The sequence below is a fragment of the Acinetobacter sp. BEC1-S18-ESBL-01 genome, assembly GCF_014169935.1.
GTDB lineage: Bacteria > Pseudomonadota > Gammaproteobacteria > Pseudomonadales > Moraxellaceae > Acinetobacter > Acinetobacter pittii.
In genome coordinates this window covers 3,192,312-3,206,968 of sequence record NZ_AP022302.1, presented here as the reverse complement: position 1 = coordinate 3,206,968, position 14,657 = coordinate 3,192,312, and the positions used below count along the sequence as shown (strand labels likewise).

Here is a 14,657-nt window from a genome sequence, read left to right as displayed (position 1 = left end):
CGAAATTTTTGAAAACCTTTTATGATTGATCTTAAACCCTCCATTAACTTTTGGCATGATTTTAAAAGCAACCAAATTGCCGGAATGTGGCTGTTTTTGGGGTCAAGACGTTCTTTACAGATTGTGCATCCATCTATTCTTCAGCTTATTGTCTGGGGAATTTTAGGAGGATGTACCAACTCTCTGTATAGTTGGCTTGTCGCTGGTCAAATCGGTGATTTTAATTCACAAGGTTTAATTGGTTATGCACTTTGGCCATTCATTGCTTTAATTGTTGGTATTTTCTTATCACAGCGAACCAACCAACCTCGTTTAATGCTAGTTCCTGCTTTACTTTGGCTGGTTCTAGATACAAATATCTTATTAATTCAATGTTTAATTCAGTATTTGGGGTCTAACGGTTATCTCAACTTTATTCCCGACGCTATTTATAACGGAATTTTACCGAGCTTATTTGTAGCTTTATTTGTATGGCAAAGTTTAGCAGTAATTTGGGTTTTCTCACGTGAGCTTAAATGGCCCTGGTGGGAACGTGCACTCGTCATGGTTGCAACTATTGCGACAATGGTCGTGTGGCAACTTTCTGTAAAAGATCAACCGATTTGGAAGGTGGAAGATTCGGCTCCAACGTTTGCTGAAGATGCTTTTTATGCGCAAAGTAAACTATTAAATGATTCTTTAGAGCAAGTTCAATATGGTGAGCTCGCCAAAAGCCATTGGTATTTTCTAGGTGTTGCTGGCGATAGTTATCAAGATGTTTTTAAATCGGAAGTGGTCCGTATTAAAGAACAGTTTGATACACGTTTCGGAACGATTGGCCGTTCGATGATGTTAGTCAATAATCCAGATACACGTACAGAGATCCCAATTGCCTCTAAAACCAGTATCGAGTTAGCCCTACGCCGCATGGGCCAGCAAATGAACCGTGATAGTGATGTACTATTTTTATATATGACTTCACACGGTGAACAAAATCACTTCGAAATTGAAAATGCGCCATTAGATTTAGGGCAAGTGGACCCGAAATGGTTGCGAGAAACACTGGACAAATCCGGTATTCGCTGGCGTGTAATTGTGATCTCAGCCTGTTATTCAGGAAGCTTTATTCCTGCTTTACAGTCTCCTGATACCTTAATTATTACTGCATCGGCTGCTGATAAAACTTCTTTTGGGTGTAATAACGAAGCTGACTATACCTATTTTGGTCGAGCTTTCTTTGATTTGGCTATGCGAGAGCAATCGTCGATGAAAGATTCGTTTAACACAGCTAAGCAAACGGTAACCAAATGGGAAGTGGCTCAAGGTGTTGAACCTTCGGAACCTCAGTGGATGATCGGTAAAAATATGGAACTTATGCTACCTCAATTGGAAAAGTATCTATTTCCTCAGCAAAATACGGGTAGTGTAGATATTGCTCAAACAAAAACAGAGGCTAAAAACGATGCAACTCCTGCAAAAAAACCGCTGCTTTGAGGGCGAGCAGCGTATATACCAATTTGAATCTTCTTATTTAAAAGGACCTGCGAAGTTTGGTGTTTATTTACCACCAGCAGCTCTAGAAGGTAAAGCTTGCTCAACTCTATTTTACTTGGCTGGGTTAACGTGTACTGAAGAAACCTTTGCCATTAAAGCACATGCACAGCATATGGCAGCTCAACTTAGTCTTATACTGATTACCCCAGATACTTCTCCTCGTGGCGAACAAGTTGCGGCAGGGGATCATTGGGATATAGGTCAAGGCGCAGGCTTTTATATTAATGCCACAGAAGCACCTTGGTCTGAGCATTATCAAATGGAAAGTTATTTAATTGATGAGTTATATCCACTCACTTTAAAAAGCTTTCCTGTAAACGCTCAACAAGTTGGTATCTTTGGGCACTCAATGGGTGGCCACGGCGCATTGACTTTGGCTTTTAAATATCCTGAAAAGTTTAAGTCGGTATCTGCTTTTGCTCCGATCTGTGCACCAACTGAATGTGCATGGGGAGACAAAGCCTTTAGCCATTATTTGGGTGCAGACCGCAATAGCTGGTTAGCTCATGATGCTACAGCTTTGGTCTCAAAAAATGGTGCAGTATTTGACGAAATTTTGGTTGATCAGGGATTAGATGACCAATTTTATGAACAACTTCACCCTGAAAAGTTTAAGCAAGCATGTTTAAAAGCAGGGCAGCCTTTAACTTTAAGACAACATGCTGGCTATGATCATGGTTATTACTTTATTCAAACCTTTATGGATGAGCATTTACAGTTTCATGCGATCCAATTAGAAAAGGTCGCTGGCTAATTAGTGTAGCCATTCAACCTGAAATTCTTGTTGAGCCATACGGTTTAGATGATCAAGGACAACTTTTTCTAAGTGGTTGTGGTCATCTAACTGACTATCAATAGCAACGTTTAACTGCTCTGTTTCTGGTGCAAGCGTAATTGTTGCGGTAGGCATTAAGATTTTAAAATCTTGTTCAGTTTCTTGTACTTCAAATTTGTGTTTCCAATGATTAACTAAACGTTTTGCAATGCGTTTTCCATCGTTTGTTAATAGATGAGTTGTGCTTTTCATTATCAATCCTCACATTGGTTTAATGTACCTTAACAAATTCGTTTCGCCATTAGCATTCTATTGTTGCAACGTTACGTTTCAAGTTTGAAATGTTGTCATTTAAGCAAGGAAGGGCGGGCTAAGTAGGTTCTTTTTTGTTATAATTTTCAGCCTCTCCTTAAATTTTTAGCCAGGTCATCCACCTATGTCCAAGCCTTACTTGATTGCTCCTTCTATTTTATCTGCCGATTTTGCTCGTTTAGGCGAAGATGTAGACAAAGTGTTAGCCGCAGGTGCCGATGTAGTACATTTTGATGTGATGGATAATCACTATGTTCCAAATTTAACTTTTGGTGCAGGTGTATGTAAGGCTTTAAAAAATTACGGGATTACAGCTCCTGTTGACGTGCATCTAATGGTATCTCCAGTTGACCGAATTATTGGAGACTTTTTGGAAGCAGGCGCAGATATTATTACATTCCACCCAGAAGCATCTCACCACATTGACCGTTCATTACAGCTGATTAAATCTGGTGGTGCTAAAGCAGGGTTGGTTTTTAACCCAGCAACGCCATTGCATTATCTAGATTATGTACTTGATAAAGTTGACCAAATTTTATTAATGAGTGTAAACCCGGGTTTTGGCGGACAAAAGTTCATTCCAATGACTTTAGAAAAATTACGTGAAGCTCGTAAAATTATTGATGCAAGTGGCCGTGATATCCGTTTAGAAGTTGATGGTGGTGTTGGCCCTGCAAATATCCGTGAAATTGCAGAAGCTGGTGCAGATATGTTTGTTGCGGGTTCCGCAATTTTTGGTCAACCCGATTATAAAGTTGTGATTGACCAAATGCGTGCAGAGCTTGCGAAAGTAGGCAGTGTTGATGCTTAAAAAGATAGAGTTAATCTAAAATAGACTTGTGGATAACTTTGTTTATAACTGTATGGATAACTGTGTTGATAACCGTATGGATAAGATGTTGGTAAAATAAACAAAATTAGATCAACCGTTTATTCTATAGACAAAAACTATGAAAAAAGAACGTTTTGGCGTTCTTTTTTTATGCGTGTTGAATAATTTATTAGCTGGTTTTTTATTAAGCTTTGCTAAAAAATAACCTGTGCAAAAAACGATGTAGCTCTGTGTAAAACTTTTTGTGCATAGATACGTATAAAACTGTAAAAGTGTCATGAAAAATAAAGCTAAATTTGGTTTAATAAGTTTTTAGTAAGAGACCTCGATAATTAATGACAGTAAAAATTTTAGCGGTAGATATGGATGGGACTTTTCTTAATTCCAAAAAGCAGTACAACAAAGCACGTTTTTTAAAACAATACGAACAACTAAAACAAAATAATATTCATTTTGTGGTAGCCAGTGGTAATCAACTTGCAAAACTTGTTACCTATTTTCCAGAGATTAATCATGAGATTGCATTTATTGCAGAAAATGGCGCACATGTTGTAGATGCTGGGCAAGAAATAGCTTTTGCTCATTTAAGTCAGCAACAATACGTTGAGATTTTAAAAGCGATTGACTCTTCATATATCTCAACCATGGTGATCTGTGGAAAAAAAAGTGCTTACGTGCATAGAAGTATGAATGCAGAAGACTATGCCAAAGTTGCCCGATATTTTGAAAAGCTGACAGTTGTAGATGACTTTTATGCACTAGATGACTTAGTGTGCAAAATTACTTTTACCGCTCAGGAAAACGAAAGCTTTGCGATTTTTGAGCATTTTCAGAAGCAAAGTTTTGTAGCAGATAAAGTTTTGGTACCTGTTTCAAGTGGTTTTAATTTTATCGATTTGATTCTTCCCGACCAGCATAAAGCACACGGTTTGAACTTATTACTACAAAAATGGCAGGTTGAACCTAATCAAGTGGTTGCGATTGGTGATAACAACAATGATATGCAGATGATTAAAGCTGTGGGTTATGGGTTTGCAGTTGAAAATGCAGTAGAAGCATTAAAAGCAGTGGCGCCTTATACCACTGTAAATAATGAGCAAGAAGGTGCATTAGAGGTGATTGATTTAGTACTTCAGCATCAACCCCCATTTGCTTAATTGCTCTATAACAAGCAGTTAAGATAGAAAATTGTATCTCTTTTAAAACTTCGTTATGCTAATGGCATTAAGATCACTCATCGGCTCTAGGCGATAAATCACAATGGCTCTACAACACTTACGCAAGTATGCTTGGTTTGTGTTCCTAATGGCTTTCGTCATTGGGTGGAGTGGTGTGTCTATTGCACAGACGCCTATGCAACATGATCTTCATACTATGCCGTGTCATAGCGAAAAATTTTCGCATAACAATATGCATACTCAAGCAAATGATCAGACCGTATGTCATCAAAAGATGACTCAGCCTCTTCATTCACATGGTGAGCATTGTCAGGACTGTAACCCAGTTCATTGCCAAATGGTGAATTTAGCTCTGCAGCAAGCTGTACCTGACGTTGAATCCCCACTTATTCCTATTTCATATCAATTTAGCAGTATTTATCAGGCTCAACATTTAGCCGGATACTGGCAAGAGATTTTACGTCCTCCTAAAGCTTGATCCTTATTTACTTATTTTTTTAATTAAAAAGGATCACAGCAATGTCTCATAAAACAATTAGCAGCTTAGTCGCTGTATTTGGGCTATTGGTTTCACCATGGTCACTCGCAGCAATTAAGGAATATCACCTTAATATTAATGAACAACAGGTCAATGTTACGGGCCAACCTTTAAAACGAATTACCGTAAATGGCAAGTTTACAGCACCACTCCTTGAGTTTGAGGAGGGGGATGACGCTGTTATTCATGTTCATAATCAGTTAAAGAATCAAGATACGTCTTTACACTGGCATGGCTTATTACTGCCAGGGTTAATGGATGGCGTACCGGGTTTCAATGGTTTTAAAGGAATTGCGCCAAACGGTGATTTTGTTTACCGCTTTAAGGTGAAACAAAACGGCACCTATTGGTATCACGCGCATAGTAAAGGCCAAGAGCAAGATGGTTTATATGGACCACTTGTGATTTACCCAAAAGGCAAGATACCTGTTGCTGCTCATGAGAAAACAGACCGTGATTACGTGGTGATGCTTTCAGATTTTCATAATTCTTCTAGCGATAGCATTATGAAGAATTTGAAGAAATCTGCTGAGTATTATCAAAACCGCCGTGAAACGGTATCTGATGTTTTGAAGCAAGTTAAAACGCAAGGTTTAAAAGCAACTTGGCAAGATCGTTCGATGTGGAATCAGATGCGGATGTTAAAAACCGATATGTCTGATGTGACGGGCTATACGTTCTTAGTCAACGGCAAAACACCTCAGCAAAACTGGACAGGTAACTTTAAGACTGGCGATAAGGTTCGATTACGATTTATTAATGCATCGGCAATGTCATTTTTTGATGTCAGAATTCCAAATTTGAAAATGACAGTTGTAAGTGCAGACGGGCAGCCAGTTAAGCCAGTTGCAATTGACGAGTTCCGTATTGGTACAGCCGAAACCTACGATGTCATTGTAGAACCTACGCAATCAAATTATCAGATTGAAGCAGAGTCTATTGACCGCAGTGGTTTTGCCATTGGGACTTTGCATAATGAAAATGCGCAGGCTGTAGGGCCAATTCAAATACCGCAGCCACGTCCACGTGCTTTGTTAACTATGGATGATATGGGCATGAGTCATGGCAATGGGGCAAGTGATGAACATGTTGGCCATCAAATGAACACGCAACATGACATGTCGGCTATGCCTGAAATGAAAAAAGAGGCGAGCCATGCTAAGCATAATTCTACAATGATGAACATGGATCATGACATGAAAAATATGGCATCTGGCGAACATGATCATTCCATGATGCAAATGAAGCATGACATGTCAGCGATGCCTGAAATGAAAAAAGAGGCGAGCCATGCTAATCATAATTCTACAATGATGAACATGGATCATGACATGAAAAATATGGCATCTGGCGAACATGATCATTCCATGATGCAAATGAAGCATGACATGTCAGCGATGCCTGAAATGAAGCATGATATGCAGGCAATGTCAGCTAGCGAGCATGACCACGCTATGATGAATATGAATCATGAGATGCCTGCGCAATCTGAGAATAAGCCTAAAAAGGATGAACCCGTTTATGGCTGGGCAAATGCTTCGACACCAGCGGGTATGAAAGCACTGCAATATAGTGATTTGCAATCTTTAACACCTCAGCCAGACACGCGTGCACCAGAACGTGAATTAGTTATTCGTTTAGGTGGCAACATGGAGCGTTATATCTGGACCATTAATGGCAAAAAATTTAGCGAAGTTGAGCCATTACAAGTTAAGTATGGCGAACGTATTCGCTTGAAGTTTGTGAATGACAGCATGATGGCTCACCCAATGCATTTACATGGCATGTTCATGCAATTAGAAAATGGCCAACAAGCTGAAAACTTACCAAATAAACATACTCTTATTGTTCCACCAGGAAAAACCGTTACTGCGTTATTGACAGCTGATGCCTTAGGCGAATGGGCGATTCATTGCCATCTGCTTTATCACATGAGTGCTGGAATGATGAATAAGTTGATTGTGGCTCAAGTGAATGATGGACAACAACCTGCTCAAGCTCAATCACCTGTTCAATCTGAAAATGAGAAAGGAGCTAGTCATGCGCATCACTAAGTTATTTTCTCAAATGTTATATTGTGGTGCTTTCTCGAGCATATCAGTATTTACTTTTGCTCAAGAGCCTTTAACTCATGATCATTTACGTGAACATGGTGGACAGGTTTATCAAGCAACAAAAATTGATACTGGCTGGACTCAAAATGAAGAAGGAGAAGGTAGTTTTTCTTCTGAATTAGAAACTTGGGTGGGAACGGATGAAAATAAATTGTTCATTAAAGCCCACGTTGAAAAAGCAGAGTCAGAAGATGCCAATTATGGCGGTTCAGTACTTTATAGTCGAAATGTAGCTGACTATTGGGATGTACAGGCCGGTGTAAACTACGAACGTTTGCAACGGGAAGATGAAAAGCAAGATCGCTGGGCTGGTGTCGTGGGTTTACATGGCATGGCGCCTTACTTTTTTGAAACCGATGCATATCTTTATGCAGGTGAAGACCAGCTATGGAAGTTAAGTTTAGAAACGGAAAGGGACTTGCTCTTTACCCAAAAGTTAATTGGTAAACCTTATTTAAAAGCAGATGTCGTTTTGCAAGATGAATCTCGCTATGCCAGTAAAACAGGGCTATCAAGTTTACAAGCTGGTTTTCAAACCCGTTATGAAATCAACAAAAAGGTCATGCCATTTGTTGATGTTGGTTACGGCTATGAAAAAGGTTTAAAACAAACTGCTTGGCAAACTGGAACCGACTCCGAACATGGTTGGTATTATGGAGCTGGGTTAACACTAAAATTCTAATTGCCGAACAAAAAGTAAGCTTAAACATATGCCATTGGTTTATACTAATGGCATTGTTTTTTGTGTCAGTTATGGTGCAAAGATGGCTTTAGAAAAACAAGAGAATCAAATACATTTAAGTAAAAATAGCTCTAACTGCGAATGCTCAAGCATGTCGTCTCAGGAGTGTTTTACGCCTAGTGAACCTGTGGCTAAAAAGAGTCAATGGGTAAGTTATTACCATATTCCTCGCATGGACTGTGCAGCCGAAGAGCAAATGGTGCGGATGGCTTTGGCCTCTTACACTGACGATATTCAAGAGCTTCATTTTGATTTGCCTGCACGCCATTTAGCGATTTATCACAGTCTTCAAGCTGAAAGGATTACTCAAAGTTTACAGCGTTTGGGACTAGGGGCCGAGTTACAACAAACACAGCCACATTATGAACCTGTTGAAAAACCTAAAAAGGTTCGAGCTAGTTCTTCAACCAATGCAGCACAAAAACAAGTTTTACAATGGTTGTTACTCATTAATGGGATCATGTTTGTTATTGAGTTGATGGCAGGCATTATTGCTTCATCGACAGGGTTAATCGCTGATTCACTCGATATGTTTGCCGATGCTGCAATTTATGGCATTGCTTTATTTGTGGTTGGTAAAAATCTAAATGCACAATTAAAGGCTGCGCATCTTTCAGGATGGTTGCAGTTTGGTTTAGCCATGATTGTGTTAGTTGATGTACTGCGTCGTTTTATTTATGGCAGTGAACCTGTTTCAATTCTCATGATTTTAATTGGCGGATTAGCTCTTGCGGCCAACATTAGTTGTCTTTATTTAATGAGAGACCATAAGGAGAGCGGGGCACACATGAAGGCGAGTTATATCTTTTCTGCAAATGATGTCATCGTTAACTTGGGTGTCATTGTCGCGGGAATATTGGTTGTCATTACAGGTTCGCGTTATCCTGATTTAATGATTGGATTAATTATTGTTTTGTTTGTTTTAAATGGTGCACGAAAAATTTTACAGTTAAAAAATGAATAATATTTTCTGATAGAGACAAGCTTGAGTTCGGGTTTGCCTTCATTTTTTATTTTAAAGTAAACTGAGTTCTCACATAAAGGAGGAACGACCTCCCCCATAATGGGTCATCATGTCGGGACGACCTGACGCTATAAAAATTAGTGAATGTTATGGCTTGGGCTATTTTAATTTTAGCAGGTGTATTTGAAATCATTTGGGCATATTCTATGAAAATGTCCGAAGGTTTTACACGTTTAACCCCTAGTGTTATTACCGTAGTTTTTATGATTTTGAGTGTAGTTCTGCTTTCAATATCAATGCAAACTTTACCGCTTGGTACTGCTTATACGGTTTGGACAGGAATTGGCGCAATCGGGTCATTTCTAGTCGGTATTTTCTTTCTTCATGAGCCTGTTGGCGCTATGAGAATGATTGCCGCTGTATTAATTGTGTCAGGCTTGGTTTTAATGAAAATTTCATCGCCTTCCTAAGAGAATAAATTATGTTGCTGTCTTATAAGTATATCAATTCGCCTGTTGGGCAATTAAAACTAGTTGCGAATGAAAATGCTTTGGTGGCAATACTCTGGGACAATGAAAATCCAAAACGTGTTCGACTGGCCGAGCTGGTCGAACAACTTGAGCATCCAGTTTTATTAAAGACGGAACAACAATTACAAGAATACTTTGAAGGCAAACGCCGTGAATTTACATTGTCGTTAGATTTCGAAGGAACTGCATTTCAAAAGCAGGTCTGGTCTGCTTTACTGACCATCCCTTATGGTGAAACAAGAAGCTATAAAGATATTGCTGTTCAAATTGGCAATGAAAAAGCGGTGAGAGCAGTTGGCGCTGCAAATGGCAAAAACCCGATTTCAATTGTTGCACCTTGTCACCGAGTCATTGGTGCGGGTGGAGCTTTAGTTGGTTTTGCTGGTGGGCTTGATAAGAAAGATATTTTATTAAAACTAGAGCAACAATGAGCCGTTTTTGCGCTCGATTTTTTTAGTCTTTTCTACTAAGCTGTTCACAATGATATTTCATAAGGTCGGTGCTTTATTGCATCGCTTTTTTTGAAATATTGATCTTATTCAACAAATTTTGGATGTTCTAAAAATGGCTGTCGGTGACGTAACAATGCCACAAATGCATGTGGTAAAAGGTGTAAAAATTGGCTCAACAGAAGCATATGTACGTTACCAAAACCGACGAGATTTAGTCATTTTTGAGTTTGTAGAAGGCTCAAATGTTGCTGGTGTATTTACTCAAAATGCATTCTGTGCAGCACCTGTTCATGTCTCTAAAGCTCATCTTGCCGAAGGTAATCCTCGCTATTTAGTAATTAACACGGGTAATGCCAATGCAGGTACCGGACCTACAGGTTTGAAAAACGCTCAGGATACTTGTGCAAAGTTAGCGGAGCTTGCTGGCGTTAATAGTTTTGAAGTGCTTCCGTTTTCTACGGGGGTGATTGGTGAGCAGCTTCCGATGGAGCGCTTACTTGCTGGTCTTCAGCCTGCATTAAATAGTGTACAAGATGCTGCTTGGAATGATGCTGCAACTGGCATTATGACAACAGATACTGTGCCTAAAGGCGCATCTGAACAATTTGAACTTGATGGCATTACTTATACCATGACAGGTATTAGTAAAGGCGCCGGAATGATTCGCCCGAACATGGCAACCATGTTGAGCTTTGTGGCAACAGATGCACCTATTAGCCGTGATTTAGTACAAAAGCTATTAAAGACAACAGTTGAGCATTCATTTAACCGTATTACGATTGATGGCGATACTTCGACTAATGACTCTTGTATTTTCGTAGCAACAGGTCAGGCGGGTGGCGCTGAAATTACATCGGACAGTGATGTACGCTACGCTAAAGTGTTAGAAGTTCTTGCTCGTGTAATGAATCGTTTAGCACAGTTAATTGTCCGTGATGGTGAAGGTGCGACGAAATTCATTACTATTGCTGTAGAAGGCGGCGCGAATACTCAAGAATGTTGTGACATTGCATATAGCATTGCGCATTCACCACTTGTCAAAACTGCACTTTTTGCATCGGACCCCAACTGGGGACGTATTTTAGCTGCGATTGGCTATGCAGGCGTTAAAGACTTAGACGTGTCTAAAATTCAAGTGTGGTTAGACGATGTACAAATCTGTAAAGATGGTGGCGCAGCTGAGGACTATACCGAAGAAGCGGGTGCGCGTGTTATGGCACAAACCGAAATTACCATTCGTGTTGATTTAGGACGTGGTCAGGCCAAAGACACGGTATATACGTGTGACTTATCTTACGACTATGTCAAAATTAATGCTGATTACCGTTCTTAAATATCAGTTATAATCAAGCCTCGACAAAGAGGCTTTTTTATTAGCCCCATCTTTTGATATTAAATGATTCAATCCGTAAATCATTTAAGCAGTAACGTTATATGCGAGCAGGTATGCCAGCATGAAGGATAGAGAAGACGTTTTATGAGTGATGCGACTTTAATTGCCAACGATGCAAAAAACATTGTACAAGCGCATTTAGACCGTTTAGGTGAGCCAAAAGACAATCGCTTAAGTGAAGAAGCAAAACAACAAAAGTTTGCGCAGATCGAAGCAGAGCTCAAAAAACGTGATGCTGTCCTTGTTGCTCATTACTATTGCGACCCTGAAGTACAGGAGCTTGCCGAAAAAACAGGTGGATGCGTTTCTGACTCTTTAGAAATGGCCCGTTTTGGACGAGATCATGCAGCCTCTACACTGGTTGTGGCTGGTGTTAAGTTTATGGGAGAAACAGCAAAAATCCTGTCTCCTGAAAAAACAATTTTAATGCCGACACTTGAAGCAACCTGCTCACTCGACTTGGGTTGCCCAGTTGATGAGTTCACGGCATTTTGTGATCAGCACCCTGACCATACCGTAGTTGTTTATGCCAATACATCGGCTGCTGTTAAAGCACGTGCCGATTGGGTCGTGACTTCGAGCTGTGCTGTTGAAATTGTTGAACATCTAGACAGCTTAGGCGAAAAAATTATTTGGGCGCCAGATCAGCACTTAGGTCGCTATATTCAGAAAAAAACTGGTGCAGATATGTTGCTTTGGGATGGCGCATGTATTGTGCATGAAGAATTCCGCGCACGTGGTATTGCCAACATGAAAGCACTGTACCCAGACGCTGCTGTATTGGTACACCCAGAATCGCCAGAGTCGGTTGTAGAAATTGCAGATGCGGTAGGTAGTACTTCTCAACTCATTAAAGCTGCGCAGACTTTGCCAAACGAAAGACTCATTGTGGCAACTGACCGCGGTATTTTCTACAAAATGCAGCAAGCAGTACCCAATAAGATTTTAGTTGAAGCGCCAACAGCGGGTGAGGGGGCAACTTGTCGTTCATGTGCCCACTGTCCGTGGATGGCAATGAATGAACTCGACGGAATTTTAGAAGTTTTACAAAAAGGTGATCAAGAAATACACGTTGACCCAGCACTTGCTGAACGTGCCAAAATGCCTTTAGATCGAATGTTAGCCTTTAGTGCATCATTAAAACGTTAAAAAGCCTCAAAATGCTTGTTAAATATACATTTGATAAGGATTTTTAACTTTTTTTGACAATAGGTGTTGACGTCTGAGGGCGTCGCGCCTAGAATGCACACCGTACCGCACGATGTGCGATACAGCAAAAGCTGAGATAGATCGGAGCATAGCACAGCCTGGTAGTGCACCTGGTTTGGGACCAGGGGGTCGTAGGTTCGAATCCTACTGCTCCGACCACTTAAAAGAATATTTTAAGATCGGCGAAGTATCGCATGATAAGCATCATCGGTTAAGCGCCTGTAGCTCAGTTGGATAGAGCATCCGCCTTCTAAGCGGATGGTCACAGGTTCGAATCCTGTCAGGCGCGCCATTTGGTAGCTTGGTACGTAGAACTTATTTGATGGTGGATGTAGCTCAGTTGGTAGAGCCCTGGATTGTGATTCCAGTTGTCGCGGGTTCGAATCCCGTCATTCACCCCAATTTCGGAGCATAGCACAGCCTGGTAGTGCACCTGGTTTGGGACCAGGGGGTCGTAGGTTCGAATCCTACTGCTCCGACCATATTTAAAAGCGTTTAAGCTTTCTAAAATATCCCATATATTAAAATCATTTCTTCTTATGTTATGGATAGAAGAAATTTTTTTGTTTTCTATAATAAAATTTTTATTCCAAATTGCTCCAATATCTGAACTTAATTATATAAGCTCTGTTCTCTGTTCTCTGTTCTCTGTTCTCTGTTCTCTGTTCTCTGTTCTCTGTTCTCTGTTCTCTGTTCTCTGTTCTCTGTTCTCTGTTCTCTGTTCTCTGTTCTCTGTTCTCTGTTCTCTGTTCTCTGTTCTCTGTTCTCTGTTCTCTGTTCTCTGTTCTCTGTTCTCTGTTCTCTGTTCTCTGTTCTCTGTTCTCTGTTCTCTGTTATTGATATTTCTGTCTTAACTCATCTTTTTCTTGTTCTGATAAAAATGCGATTTTAAGTCCATTTTCTTGAGCTGTATAAATTTGCTCAGGGCTTAAACCTGCTAGTGGGGCAGCAGTTAAATATTCATGCTGTATCTCAATGCCTTCTACTGCTGGGTCATCCGTATTAATGGTAGCAAGCACACCATGTTCTAAAAAAGTCTTTAATGGATGCTCTGCTAAAGAAGGCACTGTGTTGGTTTGAATATTTGAGGTGAGACAAGACTCAATACCAATCTGATGTTTAGCCAAATAATCTAAAAGTTTTAAATCTTGAACTGCTTTAACACCATGTCCAATTCGCTCAGCACCTAATTCTTCAATAGCTTGCCAAATACTTTCTGGGCCAGCAGCTTCACCTGCATGTACTGTAATGTGCCAGCCTGCATCACGCGCTTTTTTAAAATGATCAATAAATAAATTGCCCGGAAAACCAAGCTCATCTCCAGCAAGATCCAATGCTTTAATATCATTTTTATGAGCGAGTAGGGCATTTAATTCTTTTTCGCAGGCTTCTTGACCAAAAGTACGACTCATAATGCCAATTAAATTCGCTTTTACCCCATATGCCTGACTGCCTTCTTTTACACCAGCAATCACAGCTTCAACTACGCCCTCAAGGGGGAGTTGATGGGTCATGCCCATATAACCCGGTGAAAAACGTAGTTCTACATAGTCTAGGCCTTGTTGTGCTGCATCTTGCATGTTTTCAAAAGCAATACGTTTGCAGGCATCTAGGCTTGCTAATACTTTTACGCCCCAATCGAGTTTGGATAAAAAACTTAATAAGTCAGGTTGATTATCTATCACTTGTACGTGTGGGCGTAACGTTTCAATGTCGTAAGCAGGCAAATCTAAATTGTATTGTTGCCCCAACTCTAAAATGGTTTGAATGCGGATATTGCCATCAAGGTGGCGGTGTATATCTGTAAGTGGAAGTGTTTTTGTAATCATAGATTTCTTCTTATCTGTTTGCATCAATTCATCATGCCTGTTTAGATGCACTGATAAAAGTTTGGTTTTGCTATGTTTTTGTGAAAATGGTTGAGTTGAGTTTTTTGAACTTACTATATTTGTATAAGTTTTAATTTTGATGACATTGTTCTGGCCTAAGAAGACAACACAGTCTGTGTAAGATACGAGCACCAAGATTTTTATTGTTTTTAATTTCGCTGAGCCTTTTTTTGTTGACTTTTCAACAATAGATTGG

The 14,657-nt window shown here is 40.0% G+C and carries 14 protein-coding genes and 4 tRNA genes; 16 read left to right on the top strand and 2 right to left on the bottom strand.

Features of this window, described 5'->3' with window-relative positions; genetic code table 11:
• The first annotated feature begins 21 nt into the window (after positions 1-21).
• Together H7R46_RS15265 and fghA are read left to right on the top strand one after the other, a co-directional pair.
• Positions 22-1,473, top strand: coding sequence for a C13 family peptidase (locus tag H7R46_RS15265; RefSeq protein WP_005071224.1), 1,452 nt, complete (start codon positions 22-24; stop codon positions 1,471-1,473).
• The gene (gene fghA, locus H7R46_RS15260) at positions 1,442-2,287 is read left to right on the top strand and encodes an S-formylglutathione hydrolase (RefSeq protein WP_005071222.1); all 846 of its coding nucleotides are present in this window, start codon (positions 1,442-1,444) and stop codon (positions 2,285-2,287) included. Before H7R46_RS15265 ends, fghA begins: the two co-directional genes overlap by 32 nt.
• On the opposite strand, the gene H7R46_RS15255 is transcribed toward fghA, so the two are convergent.
• On the bottom strand, positions 2,288-2,560 hold the full coding sequence (locus H7R46_RS15255; RefSeq protein ID WP_005071220.1) for a DUF2218 domain-containing protein: 273 nt from the start codon (positions 2,558-2,560) through the stop codon (positions 2,288-2,290).
• 184 nt (positions 2,561-2,744) lie between these two features.
• Between H7R46_RS15255 and rpe the strand changes: the two genes are divergently transcribed.
• The 14 genes from rpe (at position 2,745) to H7R46_RS15185 (ending at position 13,054) form a co-directional block, all read left to right on the top strand.
• The gene (rpe, locus tag H7R46_RS15250; RefSeq protein ID WP_000043044.1) at positions 2,745-3,431 is read left to right on the top strand and encodes a ribulose-phosphate 3-epimerase; all 687 of its coding nucleotides are present in this window, start codon (positions 2,745-2,747) and stop codon (positions 3,429-3,431) included.
• A gap of 356 nt (positions 3,432-3,787) precedes the next feature.
• On the top strand, positions 3,788-4,609 hold the full coding sequence (locus H7R46_RS15245; RefSeq protein ID WP_005071218.1) for a Cof-type HAD-IIB family hydrolase: 822 nt from the start codon (positions 3,788-3,790) through the stop codon (positions 4,607-4,609).
• A 103-nt stretch (positions 4,610-4,712) separates the two neighbouring features.
• Positions 4,713-5,108 carry a hypothetical protein gene (locus H7R46_RS15240; RefSeq protein ID WP_005071216.1) on the top strand — a complete coding sequence of 132 codons (396 nt, stop codon included), beginning with the start codon at positions 4,713-4,715 and terminating at the stop codon, positions 5,106-5,108.
• Positions 5,109-5,149: 41 nt separating this feature from the next.
• Positions 5,150-7,222 carry a multicopper oxidase domain-containing protein gene (locus H7R46_RS15235; protein ID WP_182924222.1) on the top strand — a complete coding sequence of 691 codons (2,073 nt, stop codon included), beginning with the start codon at positions 5,150-5,152 and terminating at the stop codon, positions 7,220-7,222.
• Positions 7,209-7,964 carry a copper resistance protein B gene (locus tag H7R46_RS15230; RefSeq protein ID WP_005071213.1) on the top strand — a complete coding sequence of 252 codons (756 nt, stop codon included), beginning with the start codon at positions 7,209-7,211 and terminating at the stop codon, positions 7,962-7,964. The genes H7R46_RS15235 and H7R46_RS15230 overlap by 14 nt, the downstream gene beginning before the upstream one ends.
• Before the next feature lie 28 nt (positions 7,965-7,992).
• On the top strand, positions 7,993-8,988 hold the full coding sequence (locus H7R46_RS15225) for a cation transporter (protein WP_005071211.1): 996 nt from the start codon (positions 7,993-7,995) through the stop codon (positions 8,986-8,988).
• 149 nt (positions 8,989-9,137) lie between these two features.
• On the top strand, positions 9,138-9,458 hold the full coding sequence (locus H7R46_RS15220; protein ID WP_005071209.1) for a DMT family transporter: 321 nt from the start codon (positions 9,138-9,140) through the stop codon (positions 9,456-9,458).
• Positions 9,459-9,469: 11 nt separating this feature from the next.
• Positions 9,470-9,949 (top strand): methylated-DNA--[protein]-cysteine S-methyltransferase, encoded by a 480-nt coding sequence (locus H7R46_RS15215; protein ID WP_005071208.1) that lies wholly within the window; start codon positions 9,470-9,472, stop codon positions 9,947-9,949.
• A gap of 133 nt (positions 9,950-10,082) precedes the next feature.
• Positions 10,083-11,303, top strand: a complete 1,221-nt coding sequence (gene argJ / locus H7R46_RS15210; protein WP_005071205.1) for a bifunctional glutamate N-acetyltransferase/amino-acid acetyltransferase ArgJ — start codon at positions 10,083-10,085, stop codon at positions 11,301-11,303.
• Between the two features lie 144 nt (positions 11,304-11,447).
• On the top strand, positions 11,448-12,512 hold the full coding sequence (gene nadA / locus H7R46_RS15205) for a quinolinate synthase NadA (protein WP_002115913.1): 1,065 nt from the start codon (positions 11,448-11,450) through the stop codon (positions 12,510-12,512).
• Positions 12,513-12,654: 142 nt separating this feature from the next.
• Positions 12,655-12,731, top strand: a tRNA-Pro gene (locus tag H7R46_RS15200).
• A 56-nt stretch (positions 12,732-12,787) separates the two neighbouring features.
• Positions 12,788-12,864 (top strand) — tRNA-Arg (locus tag H7R46_RS15195).
• A 33-nt stretch (positions 12,865-12,897) separates the two neighbouring features.
• A tRNA-His gene (locus H7R46_RS15190) sits at positions 12,898-12,973 on the top strand.
• Between the two features lie 4 nt (positions 12,974-12,977).
• Positions 12,978-13,054, top strand: a tRNA-Pro gene (locus H7R46_RS15185).
• A 351-nt stretch (positions 13,055-13,405) separates the two neighbouring features.
• On the opposite strand, the gene add is transcribed toward H7R46_RS15185, so the two are convergent.
• Complete coding sequence (add, locus tag H7R46_RS15180; protein WP_000629048.1) at positions 13,406-14,401, bottom strand: adenosine deaminase; 996 nt, start codon at positions 14,399-14,401, stop codon at positions 13,406-13,408.
• Between the last annotated feature and the right edge of the window lie 256 nt (positions 14,402-14,657).